Below are 20,166 nucleotides of genomic sequence, written 5' to 3'. Positions count from 1 at the left end.
GGCTCTCCCTCACCCGGCCCGGAGGTGCTGACCACGGGGGACGGCGGGGGCGAACCGCGGATCGACGGTCAGGTCCGTCGCTCCGACGGGTTCGGCCAGCGCACGCAGCGCGGGCTCGGAGAGCCTGACCCAGGGCTGATCGCTGCCGAGGGCCGCGGCGAGCCGCTGGCGCGAGGTGAAACCGACGGCGGTACGGCCGCCGAGCGGAGTACGGAACAGGCGGGCGGTGCAGCCCGCGGGGCCCGACCGGACAGGGACGAAGAGAAGCCCGGCCGGGGCACGTTCGGCAGGCTCGGGATCTTCCGCGTACAGAAGGTGGGACACGGCGTTGCTCCTCGGACAGGACCTCGGCCCCGGACCGGTGGGAAACGCGTATGCCGGGGCTCGGCCCTGACGCTATTCCCGGGGAACCGGGCACTCCGCCGGCCACTGACGCGTCATTGACGGGTTGTGGACGCTACTTGACGCGATGCTGCTGTCTGGTGACCGATTGTGCAGCGGTGGTGACACCGGGGTGCCGGTCCCTGCGGCCGGGGCGGTCCCGGCCCGTTCCCCCCGCCGCCGCGTCTCCCGGGTCCGCCGGTCTGTACCTGGAGTGCCCGCCGGATCAGGAGAAGTGGGTCACCGAGATCCAGGAGCCGGTGGTCAGGGCCTGAGGCGCTCCGTACCGTCGCCGTCGCCCAGGCGCGCGGTGACCGTCTCCGCGAACGCCACCGCCGCCGGGCTCAGCGCCTCCCACCGGCGTACCGCCCAGCCGGTGGCCAGCGGGGGCAGCGCGGCGATCGGGATCAGCCGCAGTGCCGGAGGGACGGAAGCGTGCAGACCCGGCAGTTGGGGGACGACCGCATGGCCGACCCCGAGTTCGGCCAGCAGCAGGGCGGTGTCCCAGTCGGCGACGCTAGTGGCGCTCGGGGGCGGCACGGGTCCGGCCTCCCGGTGGCTGAGGTGATCGTCGAGGCGCATACGGGAGGTGGAGTTCTCCGGCAGCCGGATGTGCCGGATGCCTGCCAGTTCCTCGGGCTCGATCCGCTCCCGGCCGGCGAGCGGATCGTCCGCGCGTACGGCGAGGACCCAGGGCAGCCGGACCACCGGATGCTGCTCGATGCCCGGTACCGCCGGGCCGATGGTGATCCAGGCCAGCTCGGAGCTTCCGTCCGCGACGACCTCGAAGCAGCGGCGGCTGGAACTCTCGGTCCGGAACTCCAGGTTGACGTGCGGATGGTGCGCGCGGAAGGTGACGACCGCCTCGGACATGAAGTGCCGGACGGTCGTGGCGCCGGTGGTCACCCGGACCGTGCCGCCGTCGCCCGCGCGCAGGTCGGCCAGCCGGTGCAGTGCCAGGTCCAGTCCGCCGATGCCGTCCGCCGCCGCGCGGTGCAGGATCCGGCCCGCCTGGGTCGGTGCCACCCCGCGCGGCCGGCGTTCCAACAGCCCGCTGCCCGCCTCCCGTTCGAGGCGCTTGATGCGCTGGCTCACGGCCGACTGGGTGCAGCCGAGATCGCGGGCGACGGCACTGAGGCTGCCCGCCTCGCACACGGCGACGAAGACGCGCAGATCATCGAGGGTCACCCCCGTACGGTAGCTTCAACCCAAGCTATTGCTAAGGGCTTTGGAAGGAAGTCAGAGGATTGACTTGGGTGTGGGGTGCGGCGAAGATCGGCACAGGGCCCAGGGCGGCAACCCGGAACCCCATACGGCCGTACGGTTCCGGGTGCCGACCCGCACAGGGCGTGCTCCATCGTGGCTACGCCCCCTCTCTCGCCCCCTCTCTCGCCCCTTCTCGCGCCCCCGCTCGCGCCCCCTCCCGCACCGGGGCCGCCGAGGCGCCCTCCGCCTCGGGCGGGACGGCCGGACCGTCGCCGCTCTCCTCGCGCCGTACCACCGCAAGGACCAGCAGTCCGCCCGCCAGGGCCACCACCCCGGAGATCAGCATGATGTCCGTCAGCCCGCAGACATACGCGGATCCGAGCGCCGTACGGGATGCGCCGGGCCGTGCGGTGTCGCGCAGCGCGGTGGTGAAGACGGTGCCGAGGACCGCGATGCCCAGGGCGTAGCCCAGCTGACGGAAGGTGTTCACGGCGCCGCTCGCCATCCCCGCTCGCTGCGGGGGCGCCGCACCGAGTGCCGCGGAGACCAGGACCGGCATCGCCATCCCGATGCCAAGTCCGGTCACCGCGAGCCCGGGGACCAGCACCGCCCAGCCGGAGTCGTCGTCCAGCAGCGCGCAGGACACCAGTGCCCCGGCTCCCACGAGCAACATGCCGAGGCCGACCGGGAGTCGTGGCGCCATCCGCTGCAGTCGCCGGCCACCCAGCGAGCCGACCAGCAGGGACATCAGCGCCATCGGTGTCACCGCGAGACCCGCCTGCACCGGGCTCAGGCCCACGACGTTCTGCACCCACAGCCCCACGAACGACAGATACGGGAACGCCGCGGCCTGCAGCAGCAACGCCGCCGCCATCAGCGCCGCGAACGACGGCCGGCGCAGCAGCCGCAGATCGAGCAGCGGCCGGCGCACCTGCCGCTCGACGACGAGGAACACCAGCAGCGCGAGCACCGCCCCGCCGAACGAGGCGAGTGTCCCGTACTCCGTCCAGCCCTCCTCGCCGCCGCGGATCAGCCCGTACGTCAGCGCGCCCGCGCACCCGGTGAAGGACGCGGCCCCCGGCCAGTCGATACGGGTGAGGGGGCTCCCCGCGGCCGCGTGCGTTCGGGGCCGGGGGAGGTCGCCGTACGACTCCCCGACCGTGCGCAGGGTGATCCACACCGCGACGGCGACCAGCGGCAGATTGACCAGGAAGATCGCCCGCCAGTCCACGTACTCGGTGAGCAGCCCGCCCAGTACGGGGCCGATGGCGGCCGCGGCGCCGCTGGTGCCGCCCCAGACACCGAACGCCACACCACGGTCCCGGCCCTGATAGGCGGCCATCAGCAGCGGGGTGTTGGTGGCGAACATCGCCGCCGCGCCCACGCCCTGGACGGCGCGGGCCGCGACCAGGACGCCCGCGTCCGGGGCCAGACCGCAGGCGAGCGAGGCGAGCGCGAACAGGGCCAGCCCGGCCACGTACAGCCGGCGCCGTCCGAAGAGGTCGGCGGCCGAGCCCGCCACCATCAGCAGCGCGGCCAGCGCCAGCGCGTAGATGTCCAACACCCACTGGAGCGAGGTGAAGGAGGCGCCCAGGCCGTCGGCTATCCGGGGCAGCGCGGTGTTCACGATCGTCACATCGACCAGCAGCAGGAAGTTGCCGAGGGTGATGGCGACCAGTGGCCACCACTTTCCGGCCCGTCTCCCCACCGCACCTTCCGCCGGGCTCCTGCTCTTCTCCCCGCCCGCGCCTGCCGCCCGTCCGTCGGCCGCGGTCCCCCTCTCGGGTGTGTTCCCCATGCCCTTTCTTCCTCCACTCGTGTTGCCGTCTGCTGCTGCTGCCTGCCGGCGTTTGCTGCTGTCTGTTGCCGTCGCGTCGCCATGCCGGCGCCGCCCGTATTGCCGACGCCACCGTGCGGTCCGCGCCACCTGTTCTCCCAGCCACCGCGCTCCCGGCGGCGTAATCCGACACGCGCTAGCCTCGAATGGTGAAAATCGACGGGAAGTCCGGCGGGAAGTCCGGCGGAACATTCCGGGGGAGAGCCACCGGCCAACCCCCCAGCGGCCCTGGTGGCCCTGGTGGCCCCGGCGCCCCCGGTGTCCCCGCCGGCTTCGATGCCCTCGACCGCCAACTCGTGCATGCGCTGCAGCTGGACGGCCGGGCGCCGTTCAGCCGGATCGCGGCGGTGCTCGGCGTCTCCGACCAGACCGTCGCCCGCCGCTACACCCGGCACCGCACCAGCGGCGCGCTCAAGGTGCTGGGGCTCGCCGATGCGCAGGCGCTGGGCGACATCACCTGGATGGTGCGGGTCCAGTGCACGCCGGACGCCGCCGTCTCCGTAGCCGAGGCGCTGGCCCGCCGCTCGGACACGTCCTGGGTGAGCCTGATGTCCGGCGGCACCGAGATCGCCGCCGTCTGCCGCGCGCCGAGCAGCGACCACAGCGATGCGCTGCTGCTGCAGAAGCTGCCGCGCACCCCGAGCGTCGTCGGCGTCACCGCGCACTGCCTGCTGCATGAGTTCTTCGGCGGTCCGCAGGGCCTGATCAGCAAGTCCGGGGCGCTCACCGGCGCACAGATCGCCGAGCTGAGCCCCAACCCACCCGACCTACCCGACCCACCGAACTCGCCGAATTCACCCAACCTGGCAAACCAGCCCAGCCCACCGAACTCACTGAACTCACTGAACTCACTGAACTCACTGAACCCACTGAACCCACCGAGCCCGCCCGCCACCCCGGTGACGCTCACCGACGCCGACCGCCGGCTCTTCGCCGCGCTCGCCCGTGACGGCCGGACGCCGCTGGGCGAGCTCGCCACCGTCACCGGCTGGTCGCCCAGCACCGTCCGCCGCCGGCTGGCGGAGCTGCGTGCGGACGGTGTCCTGTACTACGACGTCGACTACGACCTGCGGCAGTTCGGTTACGGCGTGATGGTCGCCCTCTGGCTGTCCGTCGCGCCCGCCGAACTCGCCGCCGCCGGCGAGGCGCTGGCGGCACACCCGGAGGTCGCCTTCGCCTGTGCCACCACCGGACCGAACAACCTCTTCGCGTCCGTGCTGTGCCAGGGCACCGAAGCGCTCTACGCCTATCTGACGACCCGGGTCGCGGCGCTGCCCGGCGTACGGGCGATGGAGAGCGCGCCCCGCATCCGGCACATCAAGGGCCCGGGGCCGCTGTTCACCACCTCCCCCGCCGCCGGGCGCCGACGGTGAGACCGCTGATGGAGCCACCGCGCGGCGGCCGCCGGCCGTGGCCCGGCAACCCCCTGACCTGGGTGAAGGACGGAGTGAAGGACTGGGTGCGCAGCAGTCCAGGCACCCATATCTGGCTGCTGGTCATCGGCATCACCAGCCTGGTGATCGCCTCCGCGTCCGAGGGGCTGGGACAGTTCCTCATCCACCGCACCAGCAGCAACATCCACGAGCTGAACGAGCATCCGCTGCCGTCGCTGCTCATCAGCGGCTTCTGGATCGAACGCCCGTCGTCCTTCCTGCTCTACGTCGTGATGTTCGAGTTGCTGCACGCCAACGTGGAGCGCTGGATGGGCAGCACGCGCTGGCTGCTGACCGTCGGCGGTGCGCATATCGCGGCCACCCTCGCCAGCCAGGAGCTCGTCCTGCTGGCCATCGAGGGCCACCGGCTGCCGGGTTCGATGACCCATGTCGTGGACATCGGGGTCTCGTACGGGCTGGCCGCGGCCGCCGGTGTGCTGACCTACCGGCTGCTGCCGCCCTGGCGCTACGGCTATCTCGCCGCGGTGCTGGTCTTCTTCGGCATCCCGCTGACGACCGGAGCCTCTTTCACCGACTTCGGCCATGCCATCGCGCTGACCATGGGCTTCGCGGCCTGGCCGCTGACCCCTTCGGCAGCCGGGAAGCGGCCGGAGCGAGAGGCACACCAGGAGGCAGACCAGGAGGCACACCAGGCGTCCGCCGGGAAGCCGCCACCGCGTCACGAGCCGGACCCGGGCCCATGCCCCGACCCGGGCCCATGCCCGGACCCAGACCCAGACCCGGGCCCGGACCCAGAAGGCAGTCAGGAGAGGTAAAGCCGCTCCAGCACCACCGCGACGCCGTCCTCCTCGTTGGAGGCGGTGAGTTCGTCCGCGACGGCCTTCAGCTCGTCATGGGCGTTGGCCATGGCCACCCCGCGTGCGGACCAGGCGAACATCGGGATGTCGTTGGGCATATCGCCGAAGGCCAGGGTCTCCTTGGCGGTGACGCCCAGCCGGCGGGCGGCCAGCGACAGGCCGGTGGCCTTCGTCAGGCCCAGCGGCAGCAGTTCGACGATGCCCTCGCCGGCCACCGTCACGCCCACCAGATCCCCGGCGACCTGCCGTGCGGCCAGCGCCAGCGCATCGTCGTCCAGGTCTGGATGCTGGATGTAGACCTTGTTGAGCGGTGCCGCCCACAGCTCGCCGGGATCGTCCAGCATGACGCTGGGCAGCGGGCCCTCCTGGACGCGGTAGCCGGGGCCGACCAGCACCTCGCCCTCCAGACCGTCCCGGCTCGCCGCCAGATGCAGCGGGCCGACCTCCGCCTCGATCTTGGCCAGCGCGAGACCGGCCAGCTGGCGGTCCAGCGTCACCGAGGTCAGCAGGCGGTGCTCACCGGCGTGGTAGACCTGCCCGCCCTGTCCGCACACCGCGAGGCCCTTGTAGCTCAGGGCGTCGAGGATGTGGCGGGTCCAGGGCACGGCCCGGCCGGTGACGACGATGTGCGCCGCGCCCGCCGCGGTGGCCGCGGCGAGCGCCTGGCGGGTGCGCTCGGAGACGGTCTCGTCGTGACGCAGCAGCGTCCCGTCGAGATCCGTCGCGATGAGCTTGTACGGCAGCGGAGCGGACGAGCTCACTTGGCGACGGGCTCCAGGATCTCGCGGCCGCCCAGGTAGGGGCGGAGCACCTCGGGGACGCGCACGGAGCCGTCCGCCTGCTGGTGGTTCTCGAAGATCGCCACGATCGTGCGCGGAACGGCGCAGAGCGTGCCGTTGAGGGTCGCCAGGGGCGAGACCTTCTGCTTGCCGTCGACGGTCTCGCGCATCCGGACCGAGAGCCGCCGGGCCTGGAACTCGTCGCAGTTCGAGGCCGAGGTCAGCTCGCGGTACTTGCCCTGGGTGGGGATCCACGCCTCGCAGTCGAACTTGCGGGAGGCCGAGGCGCCGAGGTCACCGGTGGCGACATCGATGACCTGGAACGGCAGCTCCAGACCGGTCAGCCACTGCTTCTCCCAGTCCAGCAGCCGCTGGTGCTCGGCCTGGGCGTCGTCCGGCGCGACGTAGGAGAACATCTCCACCTTGTCGAACTGGTGGACCCGGAAGATGCCGCGGGTGTCCTTGCCGTAGGTGCCGGCCTCGCGGCGGAAGCACGGCGAGAAACCGGCGTAGCGCAGCGGCAGCTTGGCGCCGTCCACGATCTCGTCCATGTGGTACGCGGCGAGCGGGACCTCGGAGGTGCCGACCAGGTAGTAGTCGTCCTTCTCCAGGTGGTAGACGTTCTCCGCGGCCTGGCCGAGGAAGCCCGTGCCCTCCATGGCGCGCGGGCGCACCAGGGCCGGGGTCAGCATCGGCGTGAAACCGGCCGCGGTGGCCTGCGCGATGGCGGCGTTGACCAGGGCGAGCTCCAGCAGTGCGCCGACGCCCGTGAGGTAATAGAAGCGGGAGCCGGACACCTTGGCACCGCGCTCGACGTCGATCGCGCCGAGCAGTTCGCCGATCTCCAGGTGGTCCTTGGGCTCGAAGCCCTCCGCCGCGAAGTCACGGATCGTGCCGTGCGTCTCCAGGACGGTGAAGTCCTCCTCGCCGCCCACGGGCACATCGGGGTGGACGAGGTTGCCGAGCTTCTGCAGCAGCGCCTGCGTCTCCTCCTTGGCCTCGTCCTGAGCGGCGTCGGCGGCCTTGACGGCGGCCGACAGCTCACCCGCCTTCTTCAGCAGCACGGCCTTCTCGTCGCCGGAGGCCTTGGGGATGAGCTTGCCGAGCGCCTTCTGCTCGGCACGCAGCTCATCGAAGCGGACGCTGGACGACCTGCGCCGCTCGTCGGCGGAGAGAAGCGCGTCGACGAGCTCGACGTCCTCTCCACGGGCGCGCTGGGACGCGCGCACACGGTCGGGGTCCTCACGGAGCAGGCGAAGGTCAATCACCCCACCAGGCTACCGGGCCCCGCTCCGCCCTTCGACGCGATATTCACCCGCATCACCTTTTGCCCGTTTTGGGTAATTTATTCCCCTAGGGTCAGAGGAGGGAAAACGGGCGGGAAATTCGCGCGCATTCCGTGCTGCCGGTGACCGGGAAGGGGGCGCTCGGTGTGGTCGGCGGGAGTCTTTGCGGTAGCCGTCGGAGGCCTTCGCGGCGTTCGTCACGAGATCTTCGCACTGTCCGCGACGAGGCTTTCGCGGTCCGGGCGCCGGGTGATCCACGGTGTGGACAACGGGAGTTGGACGGGCGCCGGAGCGGGTGGCGAGCCCTGATTCTCCTCCTGGTTATCCCCTGGAATCCCTCGGTTGTCCACAGGGGGCAACGGTTTCGGGATCGTTATCCACAGGCTGTGTGCGAGATCTGTGGAAGTCGGAGCCGACCATTCCGCCCCCGAAATGCTCGGCTATGGATTCCCTGTCCAAACCCCGTTCACGCACTCTTTCGTGTGGGATTACCTCGCTCTAAAGGATTGATCACGTGAATTGTGCTGACGGCGTCCGACGTGCGGCACTGTGGAGCGGTGTGTGGTCAGTAGGGCGATATGTCGACTCTGTCCGACTCTCATGTCGACTTACCCACAGGTCGAGAACCAAGCCTGTGGATAACTTTGTGGATAACCTGCAGTCCCTCCAAAGGTGCAGGTCGTGCTGCTCCGCAGGGCCCGCCGGCCGGGCGCGGAGCACCCGTAACCGGCTCAGCCCCGCCCGTCCATGCAGCGCGCCAGCCAGTCCGACGCCTCGGTGAACGCCGCGTCCGTCATCTGCCGCCGCACGCTCGGCGGCGCCTCGTCCGCCCGCGGATAAGAGCCGAGGAAGCGCACCTCACGGCAGACCCGCTTGAGGCCCATCAGCACCTCGCTGACCCGGCGGTCGGTGACGTGCCCCTCGCAGTCCACGGAGAAGCAGTAGCGGCCGATGCCTTCACCGGTCGGCCGGGACTCGATCCGCATCATGCTCACGCCGCGCACCGCGTACTCCTGCAGCAGTTCGAGCAGCGCACCGGGGTGGTCCTCGGCCAGCCACAGCACGACCGAGGTCTTGTCGCTGCCGGTGGGCGCCGCGGGCCGGGCCGGGCGGCCCACCAGCACGAAGCGGGTGGCCGCGTTCTGCGCGTCATGGATGTCGGTGACCAGCGGCTCCAGGCCGTAGGTCGCCGCCGCGAACTCGCCCGCGAAGGCACCGTCGTAGCGGCCCTCCTGCACCAGCCGCGCGCCGTCGGCATTCGAGGCCGCCGACTCCCATACGGCCTCCGGGAGTTGGGCCGCCAGCCACTTGCGCACCTGCGGCTGGGCGACCGGGTGCCCGGTCACCGTCTTCACATCGCTGAGCACCGTACCGGGGCGGACGAGCAGCGCGAAGGCGATCGGCAGCAGCACCTCGCGGTAGATCATCAGCGGTCGGCCGGCGGCCAGTTCGTCGAGCGTGGTGGTCACCCCGCCCTCGACGGAGTTCTCGATCGGCACCAGCGCCGCGGCGGCCTCACCGTCGCGCACCGCGTCCAGGGCGGCCGGCACCGACACCATCGGCACCAGCTCGCGGGTCGCCGCCTCGGGAAGCGTGCGCAGCGCGGCCTCCGTGAACGTGCCCTCGGGGCCGAGATAGGTATAGCGGCTGGCCGACATGGATAAGGACTCCCTCGCGTGACTGCGGGGGCACCCCGCCGATCTTCTCCCTGTCCTGCCACGATACCCAGCCCCGCGGAACCCGGGCGGGACTTCTCCGGAGGGCCGGGCCCGAGGGCTGCCCGGCCGGGGCCGGTGCCTCGGTCCTGCGGGAGCGGCCGGCTGCCTCAGCTTCCAGGAGTGGCCGGCTCCTCGGCCTTCAGCGGCGGCCGGCGGCCTCAGCCCTCCAGCAGCGGCCGGCCCACGTAGTCGCCCGGTCCGGCCGCCGGGGGCACCGCGTACAGCCCGCTCGCCTCGTGCCGCAGGAACCGCGACAGCGCGTCCCCGCGGTCCAGCTTCCGCTGGACCTGGGTGAAGGCGCGCAGCGGGTCGGCCTGCCAGCAGACGAAGAGCAGCCCGGCGTCCGGGGCGCCGTCCTCCCGGAACCCGTCGTGGAAGGAGAACGGGCGGCGCAGCATCGCCGCGCCCTGGTTGGACTCCGGCGCCGCGATCCGCGCGTGCGCATTGGCCGGTATGACCGGCAGCCCGTCCGAGCCGTTCGCCTCCAGCCGCATCGGGGTGGTCTCCGAGCCGCCGGTCAGCGGTGCCCCGTTGTCCTTGCGGCGCCCGATGACCCGCTCCTGTTCGTGCCGGGAACGCTTCTCCCAGTCGTCCAGCAGCATCCGGATGCGGCGGACGACGGCGTACGAGCCGCCGTGCATCCAGGCCTGGTCGGCGCCTTGCCCCACGAAGATCCGCTCGTCGAAGTCCTTGTCCGACGGTTTGGGGTTGTTGGTGCCGTCGATCTGGCCCATCAGATTGCGTGCGGTCATCGGGTGTGCGGTGGCGCCCGGCGTGCGGTTGAAGCCGTTCATCTGCCAGCGCAGCCGCGCGCTGCCCGCCGCGTCCTTCTGCAGTGCGCGCAGCGCGTGGAAGGCGACCAGCGCGTCATCGGCGCCGATCTGTATCCACAGATCCCCGTTGCTGCGCCCGGGGTCCAGCGCATCGGCCGAGAAGTCGGGCAGCGGGTCGAGCTGCACGGGGCGCCGCTTCGTCAGGCCCGTACGGCCGAAGAAGCTGTGGCCGAAGCCGAAGGTGACGGTCAGCGAGGACGGGCCCGCGTCCAGCGCGACCCCCGTGTCGGCATCCGGGGCGCGCCCGGCCATCAGCTCCTCGGCCGTCCGCGACCAGCGGCGCAGCAGCGCGGCGGCGGTCTTGCGGTTCGCGTCCGGTGCCAGGTCGAAGGCGACCAGATGCCCCGTGGCCTGCAGGGGGGTGGTGATCCCCGCCTGGTGCCCGGCGCGCGCCGGGCGGAACGGAACCTCGGTCGATCCGATGCTGGTCACGGCCTTGGCGGCGCCGTCCTGCGGGGCGGACTGCGCGGCGGCGACCCCGATGGCGCCGCCGGCCCCGCCGACGACCAGCCCGGCCGCGCCCGCCGCGCCGACGGTGCCGAGCAGCCGGCGACGGGAGAGCTCCAGCGAGGGGGAGGGAGAAGGCGAGGGGGAGGTCGAGGGAGAGCTGTCGGCTTCGGGCGCCGGGGCGGCGCCCGGTGCGGGCACGCCCGCCGCGCTGCCCGGCCCCGCGGACTGCGCGCCCGCGGACTGCGCCCCCGGGGTCTTCTTCCCGGGCGCCGCCTTGCCGGGCGCCTTCTTGCTGGACTTCTGCTTGCTCATCAGCCGATCTTCACGTTCTTGATCTCGGTCACCTGGTCGATGTCGGAGGTCCGTACGAGCAGCGAGAGCTGCCACTGCCCCGGGACCGGCAGCTGGACCCCGTCCGCCCGCCATTGGCCCTTGCCGAGGTGCTTCGGGACGATCGGCAGCGGCCCGATCTTCTTGGCCTTCTGGGTGAAGGAGATCTTCACCTCGGGGACGTCGACCGCCTTGCCCGAGGGGTCCGAGATCCGCAGCCGCAGCGTGTTGGCGCTGCCGCTGCGCCCCGGGGCGAGGTCGAGGCGGGCGGTGCCCTTGCCGCCCGTGCCGCCGGTGTCGAACGGGATCTTCAGCACCTGGGGCCGGCCGGCCGTGGTGGACTGCCCGCCCGAGCGGGCCTTGACCGCCTCCTCGGTGCGAGCCGGTTCGGTGGCGGTCAGCACCGTGGTCACCACGAGCAGGACGACGGCGACCGACGCCTCGGCCAGCACCGACCGGCGCAGCGCCAGCCGCTCCGGATCGGCGTCGCGCTTCTGCTTGGTACGGGCGGTACGCAACGCGGCCTGCTGACGGGCGAGTTGGGCGGCGCGAGCCGGGTCGGGGGATTCGTCCGGCGCCCGGTCCGACGTCCGGTCAGGGTTCCCGTCCGGGTTCCGGTCCGGGGCCTGGCCCGAGGTCCCTTCCGCGGTCTTGCCGGGGCTCTGCGCGGGCGCGGCAGCGGAAGCCGAAGCCGAAGCCGAAGCCGAAGCCGAAGCCGAAGTCGAAGTCGAAGTCGAAGCAGCGGAAGGGGGCGGAGCCGAAGCGACGGGCGGAGCCGAAGCGACGAGCGGAGCTGATGCGGTGGCCGCGCCGGCCGTGGCCGAGACGCCGATGGCCGCCTTCTCCGCTTCGCCGCCCTTCTCCGCTTCGCCGCCCTTCTCCGCTTCGCTGTCCTGCTCCACCGCAGTGGCCTCGGCGGCCTGCGGCACCCCGGCCTCGGACGACCGGCCCTCGGACGGCTGACCTTCGGCCGCCCGGACCTCCGCCAGCCGCCCCGTCCACCGCCGCGACACCCCGGCGATCCCGACGAGCACCACGACCAGGCCCACCTTGAGCAGCAGCAGCCACCCGTAGGTGGTGTCGGTCAGCGCACGCCAGCTGCCGACCTGCCGCCAGGACTGATACACACCGGTGGCCACCAGCACCAGCACGGAGCCGAACGCGATTCGCGAGAAGCGGCGTACGGCGGTCCGCTCGACGGGCGGCCCCCAGTACAGGGACACGACCAGCGCCGCCAGCCCGCCGAGCCAGGCGGCGACCGCCAGCAGATGCAGCACATCGACCGGCATCGCGACGGCGGTCTGCAGACCGGTCGAGGCATGTTCGGCCAACGCCCAGGTAGCGGCGAGTCCCGCGGCGACGATCACCCCGCCGAAGGCGAGTCCGAAGGTGAGGTCCCTGCGCTGCCTGGCGAGATCGGCGGCCTCCACGGCCGGCTGCCCGGCAGCGTCGGTGTCCTTCTTCCCGGCGCCCGCGCCGTCCTTCTTCCCGGCGCCCACGCCGTCCTTCTCGTCCGGCGCGCTCCTTCCCGCCGGCTGCCCGGCAGCCCGCTCCTCTCCCGATACCCGCTCCTCTCCCGATACCGGCTCCTCGCCCGCTGCCGGCTCCTCTTCCGGAGCCGCCCCCTCTTCCGGAGCCGGCCCGTCCTCCGCCACCGGCTCGTGCAGCCGCGCGAACGTCCCGAAGAGCACCGCCACGAACAGCGCCGCGGCGGCGAGCAGCAGCAGCCGGGAGACCAGCGCCGCGCCCGGCTTGGTGACCAGGACCTGCTGGAGTCCGCCGAGGTCGAAGACATCGGCGAGATCGCCGGACCCGGTGTACGGGGTGCGTAGCAGCAGCATCACGACGGTGGTGCCGGCCAGCAGCGCCCACCCCTGGACGACCAGCCGCTGCACGGACCGTACGAGGGCGGCGGCCGGCCGGCAGGCCACCACGAAGGCCGCGCCGCCGACGAGCAGGATGAACCCGGCGTAAGCGAGGTAGCGGGCGACGCCGTAGAGCGCGCCGACCAGACCGCCGCCGGCCTTCTGCTGCGGTACCGGGGCAACGGCCTTGGAGGGCGCGCCGACCGAGAAGGTGAAGGCGCCGGAGACGGGGTGGCTGTCGGCGGAGACCGCCTGCCAGGTCACGGTGTATGTGCCGTTGCCCAGGCCCGGTGGCAGCCCCGCGCCGTATTTGACGATGCTGCCGCTGCTCAGGTTGCGCAGCTTGCCGGGGTCCACCCGTTTGCCCCGCGGATCCAGCACCCGGATCGAGTTGTCGCCCATCGCGACGCCCTCGGAGAAGGTGAGCGTCACCTGCTCCGGGGCCTTTTCCACCACCGAACCCTGCGCGGGGGTGCTCCCGGTCAGCGCGGCATGCGCCGAGGCCGGGGTGGCGCCGCCGAACCCGCCGAGCAGCGCGCCGGCCAGCGCCACCGCGACGACCAGCAGGCGCAGCACGGCGGACCGTCGGGGCCCGAGCCCGGTGGTGACCATAGTGATCGCTCCCCTTACTCCCGTTGTCTGTACGCCTGTGTGGTGATCCGCCGGTGGCCCGTACGGGCCCCTACGGCCCCTGCGGCCCCTTCGGCCCCTACGGCCTGTGCGGTTCCTCGGTCCCCTGTTGCTGCTTCCTCGGCCCCGGTCTGCTGCTTCGGCCCCGGGCTGCTTCTACGGGCCGGGGCTGCCCGCTTCGGTCCCCGGCTACTTCTTCGGTGCGTAGGTGAGGGCCTTGACCGGGACCGTCACCTTGATCGGACCGGCGGTGGCGAAGTGCAGCTCGATGGCCACCTTGTCGCCCTCGGCCGGCTTCTTCTTCAGCCCCATGAACATCAGGTGGTTGCCGCCGCGGCTGAGCCGGAGCTCACCGCCCGCCGGTATCGCCAGCGAGTTGACCTGCTCCATCTTGGTGCCGGCCGTCTTGTGGAGCGTGATGTCCTTGGACAGGTCGCTGGTGACCGAGGTGAGCTTGTCCGCGGTGCCGCCGCTGTTCTTGACGGTGAAGTACGCGCCGGCCATGTTCTGGTCGACCGGCTGGGGCATGTACGGGTCCGCGACCTTGAGCTGCGGTGCGCCGTCCGCGCCGCCGCAGCCCGCCAGGGCGAGAGCGGCGGTGAGGGTGAGGGCGGCGGCGAGGGTGGTGCGGCGGTTCACGGGTTCTGCCCCTTGACGATCTTCGGAAGTGCCTTGGTGTAGTTGTCGGAGGTCGCCTCCTGCATGCCCATCCAGTGGATCTTGTCGTCCTTGGGGGAGGTCAGCAGCACCTGCGCACCATGGGTGGAGACGACATCGCCGTTCTTCTTCTTGACCGGCTTCTCGATCCCTATGTTCACGTCGCGCGCACCACCCTGGATGGTGTCGAAGTTGCCGGTCAGGCCGGTGAAGTCCTTGTCGATACCGCCGAGCCACTTCTTGAGCGCGGCCGGGGTGTCCCGCTCCGGGTCGGAGGTGATGAAGACGACCCGCAGGTCCTTCCGTTCGGCCGGCGGCAGCTGCTTCACCGCGACCGCGATGTTGGCCATCGTCAGCGGACAGACGTCCGGGCAGTTGGTGTAGCCGAAGTAGATCAGCGTCGGGTGGCCCTTGGTCTTCTCCAGCAGGTCGTACTTCTTGCCGCTGGTGTCGGTCAGGACGAGGTCCGGCTTCTTCAAGGGGCTGTCGAGCGTGACGATCGGCTTGGCCGCGGTGCCCCCGGAGACCTCGGCGGCGGGCTTGTCGTCATCGCCGTTGCAGGCGGTCAGGCTGAAAGCCGCGGCCGCCGCCAGGGCGGACGCGAGCAGGGTCCTTCTGTGCATTGCAGACAAATCCTGTATCTGGGAATCCCGTTTGTCCGGGAAGGGTTGGCGGGCCGGCGCGGGTCGGGCGCCGGCCCCCGCCGGTGGTCAGGCGTTGCGGCGCCGGCCGGCGAACACACCGAAGCCGACTCCGACGACGCCGACGACGATGCCGATGGCGCCCAGGACGCGGGCCGTGGTGTCACTGCCGGACGCGTCCGAGGCGGCGGCCGTGGCCTTCATGCCGGTGGTGGCACCGCTCTTGTCGTTCGCGCCGGCGGCGCCGTGGCCGTCCTCCTCGGGCGCGCCGAGCTTGAGGACCGGGGCCGGGTTCTCCGGCTCCGGGCCGCCCTCCTTCGTCGGCTCGATCCAGCGCACGACCTCCTTGTTGTCGTACGTCTGGAGCGCCTTGAAGACGACCTGGTCGGTGTCCTTGGGCAGCTGGCCGACGGAGAGCGGGAACTGCTGGAACTGGCCGGGCTCCACGCCCTTGCCGTCGGCGGTCCAGGTGATCTTCGAGGGCGCTTCGGTGATCTTCTCGCCCTCCATCTCGATCGGCTTGGGGAGCTTGGCCTTGGTGACCGAGATCTTCCAGCCGGGCACCGGCTGCGGCATCACGGACGCCAGCGGGTGGTCGGTGGGCAGCGTCACCTCGAGCTTCACCGTCGAGGCGTCGTCCTTCTCATTGGGCACCTTGAAGTTGACGGTCGCATAGCCGCCCTTGGCTGCCGGACCCGACGGCTGCACACTGACGTGCGCAAAGGCCGGGCCGGCGAGCAGCAGCACGCTGCCGGCCGCGGCGGCGCCCACCAGCGGCAGCCGCCGTGCGAGCCGGCGCGTGGGCGACGCGTCCGACTGCCGCTGCGACATCTTCGCCATCTTCGAGTTCTTCGACATCGGTAAACACTCCACAGGAAGGAGAGAGGTACGGGTGACGGTGCAGGTGGCGCGCGCGGATGGCGGCGCATAAGCCCGTACCCGTCCTGTGGGAGCGTGCTTCGCGTCGTCAGGCCGCGAGGGCGAGGGGGGCCGGGGCGGGGGGCCCTCGCCTGATGACACTGTGGTGGAGTGCGCCGTTCTTCGGGCCGGGTTTGTCATCCCCGTACGAAACGGGGGCGCGCAGCGCTTCGTCGTGCGCCGTTTCCAGGCCCGTGAGCAGGGCGCGAGCCAGGGCGAGTGCCCCGCGCAGCACGCCGACGAGTGCCCGCACCGTGATCTCGTACGCCGCCGGAGCCGAGAGCCGGACCAGCCGCCACAGGGCCGCCTCGCCCCGCCGCAGCAGCCAGCCGACCGCGAGTGCGGCCAGCAGATGCCCCAGCAGCATGGGCAGCGACGGCAGGAGGCCATGCGTGATAGCAGGGTCGGCGGCGGTCGCGCCCCCGGCCGTGCCACCCGCCGGTCCGGTGCCTGCCGGAGAGGTCATCCCGGCGGCTGAGGCGGTGTCGAAGCCGCCCGAACCGAGAATCCGGCGCGCCTGCGCGCCGTCCAGCCGGCCGCTGCCGAGCCCGCAGGTCACATGCCGGGCCAGGGCCTCGGCCGCCCGGTCGGACAGCCTGCCGTCACCGAAGCCGATTCCTCCGCTTCCTGCGCGCCGCGCCATGGCGGGCATCGGAAGCTGGCCCCAGGCGAACAGCGCATGCAGGGCGAGCTGCCCCATGGCAAGACCGGCGGCGATCCCCGGCAGCGAACGTTCCCGCCCGGCCAGTGGTGCCGCGACCGCGAACACCACGGCCGCCGCCACACCCAGCGTCCACAACGGGACGGTGGCGCACGAGGCGGCGATGTGCCCGCCCGCGGACAACACGACACAGACCGCGGTGAAGACCGCGGCCCTCAACAGCCGAAGATCGGCGGCTGCGCGCGCTGTGGAGGCGGGCGGTGGAGTCATGGCGGCGCCATCATCCCACTGGTCCGACCTGTCACCTACGGCAGGGCACGCCGAGAAGGCTCCCTGCCCGGTGTCCAGGGAGCCCGGCGGGGCGCGCGGCAGCGCATAGCAGGCGCTTCGCCTACACCGATGCGCTCGCTCTTCGCATCCGCCGAATGAGCGGTATCACGTCCCGGACATGCTTACGGACCATGCGGCGCGGCAATAGGTATCGATATGTCGAGCCGCGGCCAGGAGGCTGGAGCGATGAGCATCTGGTGGTCACTCCATTTGCGGCGTGAGGCTGCGAGCGTGCCGCTGGCCCGTCGTCTGCTGCTGGGCACGATGGAGACGGCGGGCGTCGACCCGGACATCTGTTACGACCTTGCGGTGGCCCTCTCCGAGGCCTGCGCGAACGCCGTCGAACACGGCGGGGACGCCGCCACCGAGGACTACCGCGTCACGGCCTTCATCGACGGTGACACCTGCCGCATCGAAGTGACCGACTCGGGCCCAGGGTTCCGCCCCTGCCCCGCACCCCCCGCTCCACCCCATACCGCCGCGGACCGAGCCCTCCCGCCGGCCCCCGTGCCCACCCCCGCACAGGCTCCCGCCTTTGCCGAGGACGGCCGGGGGCTCTTTCTGATCGAGGCCCTCACCGACCACGTCCGCTACCGCAACCGCACGGGCCGCCCCGGCGCGGTCGTCAGCTTCGACAAGATCCTCAAGTGGCGCGAGGGGGCGGCGCTGCCGATGGCGTCCTAGGACGTCCGGGGAGCGCCGCATGCGGGATGTCCGCGTAGGAGATGTCCGCGTACGAGGTGTCAATCCGGGCTAACATCAGCAGTCGGAAAACTGGCTGGAAACCACCCTTGGCGGGAAGTGGGCAGCGCGGTCTCGCGGTGAGAGAACCTCCCCCGCGGCGTCCCCTGTCCCTGCGAGACCAGCGCGCACCATGGTTAACGCGAAGTTGCTCGCGTTAACCTTTCCCGGACAATACTTGGCGTGAACCCGCACTGCAATACGGAGCCGTCGTGACGACAGCGCACCATGCCCCGGGCGAGTCCAGGCCCGGTGGTCGTACCGCCCGCACCCGCCAAGCCGTATTGGCCGCCGTGTTCCAGGAGTTGGGCGATGGCGGCTTCGCCGCGCTGACCATGGAGAGGGTCGCGCAGCGGTCCGGAATTCATGTGGCGACGCTCTACCGTCGCTGGCGCTGCACCGAGGGCCTGGTGTGCGACCTGCTGACCGACCTGAGTTCGGAGGTGCCGCTGCCGGACTCCGGCACCCTGCCCGGGGACCTGCAGGCGCTGGCCGGCTCGATAGCCGCCTTCTACGGGGAGGCGCGGATGCGCCGGCTGATCGAGGCGGTGGTCTCCGCCGCGGCCCGTGACCCCGAGGCGGCGGCGGTGCTGCGGACCTTCTTCGGCGAACGGCTGGCGCTGGCCGGCCGGATGGTGGAGCGGGCCGTCGAGCGCGGCGAACTGCCCGCGGACACCGACCCGGAGAAGGTGATGTCGGCGCTCGGCGCGCCCTTCTACTACCGGATTCTGATCGCCCGTCGCCCCGTCGACCAGGATCTCGCCGCATCCGCCGCCACCGCGGTCTGGGCGGCGGCCCGGGCCGGTGCGTACGGGCGCAAGGACGACGGCTCCGCACATGACACGTCTCCCGGCGGCTGATGCCACCGGGAGACGCAAAACGAGCGGCGCAACGGGTGCTGCACACGGGGCGCCCACTCGGGCAGCCCCGCCCCGTACAGTGCGGCTACTTGCCGAGCAGCCCCGCCATCCAGGCCTCGACCTCGTCCGACCGCCGCGGCAGCGCGGCCGACAGGTTCCGGTTGCCGTCGTCCGTCACGAGGATGTCGTCCTCGATCCGGACGCCGATTCCGCGGTACTCCTCGGGCACCGTCAGATCGTCCGCCTGGAAGTACAGACCGGGCTCCACGGTCAGCACCATGCCCGGCTCCAGCGTCCCGTTGACGTAGTGCTCGGTGCGGGCCGCGGCGCAGTCGTGGACGTCCAGGCCGAGCATGTGGCCGGTGCCGTGCAGGGTCCAGCGGCGCTGCAGCCCCAGTTCCAGCACCCGCTCGACCGGGCCCTCGACCAGGCCCCATTCGACCAGCTTCTCGGTGAGCACCCGCTGCGCCGCGTCATGGAAGTCGCGGTAGGCCGCGCCCGGCTTGACCGCGGCGATGCCCGCCTCCTGCGCCTCGTACACCGCGTCGTAGATCGTGCGCTGGAGGTCGGTGTAGCGGCCGTTGACCGGCAGGGTGCGGGTGACGTCGGCGGTGTAGAGGGTGTGGGTCTCCACACCGGCGTCCAGCAGGAGCAGATCGCCGGAACGCACCTCGCCGTTGTTGCGGACCCAGTGCAGGGTGGTGGCGTGCGGTCCCGCGGCGCAGATCGAGCCGTAGCCGACGTCATTGCCCTCCACGCGGGCGCGCAGGAAGAACGTGCCCTCGATGTAGCGCTCGCTGGTCGCCTCGGCCTTCTCCAGGACCTTGACGACGTCCTCGAAGCCGCGCACCGTCGAGTCGACGGCCTTCTGCAGCTCACCGATCTCGAACGCGTCCTTGACCGCACGCGCCTCGGAGAGGAAGACGCGCAGCTCCTCGTCGCGCTCGGCGGTGACCTTGTCGGTCAGCGCGGCCTCGATGCCGGCGTCATGGCCGCGCACCACACGGACCGGTCCTGTGGCCTCCTTGAGCGCGCCGGCCAGCTCGCGGACGTCCTTGCACGGAACGCCGAGCAACGCCTCGGCCTCGTCGAGGCTGTGGCGCCGGCCGACCCACAGCTCGCCCATGCCGTCGAGCCAGAACTCGCCGTTCTCGCGGTTGGAGCGGGGCAGCCGGTGGATCGTCGCCTCGTGGCCGTCCTTCGTGGGCTCCAAGACCAGGACGCTGTCGTCGGTCTGGTCGCCGGTGAGGTAGACGTACTCCGTCGAGGCGCGGAAGGCGTACTCGGTGTCGTTGGAGCGGGTCTTCAGGTTGCCCGCGGGGATCACCAGGCGCTCACCGGGGAAGCGCGCGGACAGCGCGGCGCGGCGGCGGGCGGCGTTCGGGGCCTGCTCGACCGGCTGCAGGTCATGCAGCTCGGTGTCGGCCCAGCCGCCCTTCATGTTCTCCGCGAGCTCATCCGAGACGCCCGGGTAAAGGCCGTTCTTGCGCTGCTTGATCGGCTGCTCGTCCTCGTCCGGGGTCTCCGGCGTGAGCTCGTCGGTCACAATGCCTCCTTTTAAGACTGAACCGCCTTCCATCGTATGTGCGGATCGAAAGCGGTCCAGAGGCGGAAAGGCGTGACCTTCCCGTACGAAGGCGTGACCTTGCCGGTGCGGCGGCTGCCGGACGCGGGGCCGCCCACGGGACGGACGGGCGGCGGTACGACTGTGCTCCCCGGTTCCGGGGGTCCGGTATCCGGGGTGCCGGGTGCGTCCGGGGGCACGCCCCGGCACGCGGCTCCGTGCGCCGTG

General features: G+C 71.7%; 17 protein-coding genes. 4 read left to right on the top strand and 13 right to left on the bottom strand.

Features of this window, described 5'->3' with window-relative positions:
* Positions 1 to 9: 9 nt before the first annotated feature.
* From ACGFR7_RS15745 to ACGFR7_RS15735, 3 genes are all read right to left on the bottom strand, one after another.
* The gene (locus ACGFR7_RS15745) at positions 10 to 324 is read right to left on the bottom strand and encodes an SAV_915 family protein (protein WP_393318543.1); all 315 of its coding nucleotides are present in this window, start codon (positions 322 to 324) and stop codon (positions 10 to 12) included.
* Between the two features lie 321 nt (positions 325 to 645).
* Entirely contained in the window at positions 646 to 1,569 is a 924-nt protein-coding gene (locus tag ACGFR7_RS15740) for a LysR family transcriptional regulator (RefSeq protein WP_393318540.1), read from the bottom strand.
* A gap of 175 nt (positions 1,570 to 1,744) precedes the next feature.
* Positions 1,745 to 3,385, bottom strand: a complete 1,641-nt coding sequence (locus ACGFR7_RS15735; RefSeq protein WP_393318537.1) for an MFS transporter — start codon at positions 3,383 to 3,385, stop codon at positions 1,745 to 1,747.
* Positions 3,386 to 3,570: 185 nt separating this feature from the next.
* Between ACGFR7_RS15735 and ACGFR7_RS15730 the strand changes: the two genes are divergently transcribed.
* Both ACGFR7_RS15730 and ACGFR7_RS15725 read left to right on the top strand, forming a co-directional pair.
* Complete coding sequence (locus ACGFR7_RS15730) at positions 3,571 to 4,797, top strand: Lrp/AsnC family transcriptional regulator (protein WP_393318534.1); 1,227 nt, start codon at positions 3,571 to 3,573, stop codon at positions 4,795 to 4,797.
* 8 nt (positions 4,798 to 4,805) lie between these two features.
* Positions 4,806 to 5,633, top strand: a complete 828-nt coding sequence (locus tag ACGFR7_RS15725) for a rhomboid-like protein (protein WP_393318531.1) — start codon at positions 4,806 to 4,808, stop codon at positions 5,631 to 5,633.
* On the opposite strand, the gene ACGFR7_RS15720 is transcribed toward ACGFR7_RS15725, so the two are convergent.
* The 9 genes from ACGFR7_RS15720 to ACGFR7_RS15680 form a co-directional block, all read right to left on the bottom strand.
* The gene (locus ACGFR7_RS15720; protein ID WP_393318528.1) at positions 5,621 to 6,436 is read right to left on the bottom strand and encodes an HAD family hydrolase; all 816 of its coding nucleotides are present in this window, start codon (positions 6,434 to 6,436) and stop codon (positions 5,621 to 5,623) included. The genes ACGFR7_RS15725 and ACGFR7_RS15720 overlap by 13 nt on opposite strands.
* Positions 6,433 to 7,722 (bottom strand): serine--tRNA ligase, encoded by a 1,290-nt coding sequence (gene serS, locus ACGFR7_RS15715; RefSeq protein WP_393318525.1) that lies wholly within the window; start codon positions 7,720 to 7,722, stop codon positions 6,433 to 6,435. The genes ACGFR7_RS15720 and serS overlap by 4 nt, the downstream gene beginning before the upstream one ends.
* Before the next feature lie 749 nt (positions 7,723 to 8,471).
* Positions 8,472 to 9,398, bottom strand: a complete 927-nt coding sequence (gene pheA / locus ACGFR7_RS15710) for a prephenate dehydratase (RefSeq protein WP_393318522.1) — start codon at positions 9,396 to 9,398, stop codon at positions 8,472 to 8,474.
* Positions 9,399 to 9,616: 218 nt separating this feature from the next.
* Positions 9,617 to 11,053 carry an iron uptake transporter deferrochelatase/peroxidase subunit gene (efeB, locus tag ACGFR7_RS15705; protein WP_393318519.1) on the bottom strand — a complete coding sequence of 479 codons (1,437 nt, stop codon included), beginning with the start codon at positions 11,051 to 11,053 and terminating at the stop codon, positions 9,617 to 9,619.
* Positions 11,053 to 13,548, bottom strand: a complete 2,496-nt coding sequence (locus ACGFR7_RS15700; protein WP_393318516.1) for a copper resistance CopC/CopD family protein — start codon at positions 13,546 to 13,548, stop codon at positions 11,053 to 11,055. Before ACGFR7_RS15700 ends, efeB begins: the two co-directional genes overlap by 1 nt.
* Before the next feature lie 207 nt (positions 13,549 to 13,755).
* Positions 13,756 to 14,205 (bottom strand): copper chaperone PCu(A)C, encoded by a 450-nt coding sequence (locus ACGFR7_RS15695; RefSeq protein ID WP_393318513.1) that lies wholly within the window; start codon positions 14,203 to 14,205, stop codon positions 13,756 to 13,758.
* Positions 14,202 to 14,846 carry an SCO family protein gene (locus ACGFR7_RS15690; protein WP_393318510.1) on the bottom strand — a complete coding sequence of 215 codons (645 nt, stop codon included), beginning with the start codon at positions 14,844 to 14,846 and terminating at the stop codon, positions 14,202 to 14,204. Before ACGFR7_RS15690 ends, ACGFR7_RS15695 begins: the two co-directional genes overlap by 4 nt.
* Positions 14,847 to 14,933: 87 nt before the next feature.
* A complete protein-coding gene (locus ACGFR7_RS15685; RefSeq protein ID WP_393318607.1) occupies positions 14,934 to 15,695 on the bottom strand; it encodes a YcnI family protein in 762 nt (253 codons plus the stop codon).
* Between the two features lie 136 nt (positions 15,696 to 15,831).
* On the bottom strand, positions 15,832 to 16,713 hold the full coding sequence (locus ACGFR7_RS15680; RefSeq protein ID WP_393318507.1) for a hypothetical protein: 882 nt from the start codon (positions 16,711 to 16,713) through the stop codon (positions 15,832 to 15,834).
* Positions 16,714 to 16,959: 246 nt separating this feature from the next.
* Here ACGFR7_RS15680 and ACGFR7_RS15675 point away from each other — a divergent pair, with 246 nt between their 5' ends.
* Both ACGFR7_RS15675 and ACGFR7_RS15670 read left to right on the top strand, forming a co-directional pair.
* Positions 16,960 to 17,457: an ATP-binding protein gene (locus ACGFR7_RS15675; protein WP_393318504.1), complete on the top strand. Its 498-nt coding sequence runs from the start codon at positions 16,960 to 16,962 to the stop codon at positions 17,455 to 17,457.
* Positions 17,458 to 17,726: 269 nt separating this feature from the next.
* Positions 17,727 to 18,374: a TetR/AcrR family transcriptional regulator gene (locus tag ACGFR7_RS15670; protein ID WP_393318502.1), complete on the top strand. Its 648-nt coding sequence runs from the start codon at positions 17,727 to 17,729 to the stop codon at positions 18,372 to 18,374.
* 85 nt (positions 18,375 to 18,459) lie between these two features.
* Here ACGFR7_RS15670 and ACGFR7_RS15665 read toward each other — a convergent pair whose 3' ends face one another.
* A complete protein-coding gene (locus tag ACGFR7_RS15665) occupies positions 18,460 to 19,920 on the bottom strand; it encodes an aminopeptidase P family protein (RefSeq protein WP_393318499.1) in 1,461 nt (486 codons plus the stop codon).
* Positions 19,921 to 20,166: the final 246 nt, after the last annotated feature.

This window comes from Streptomyces sp. NPDC048516 (assembly GCF_043199875.1).
Taxonomy (GTDB): domain Bacteria; phylum Actinomycetota; class Actinomycetes; order Streptomycetales; family Streptomycetaceae; genus Streptomyces.
Note: the sequence above shows the minus strand (reverse complement) of the source record. Positions and strands in the feature narration are given on the sequence as shown.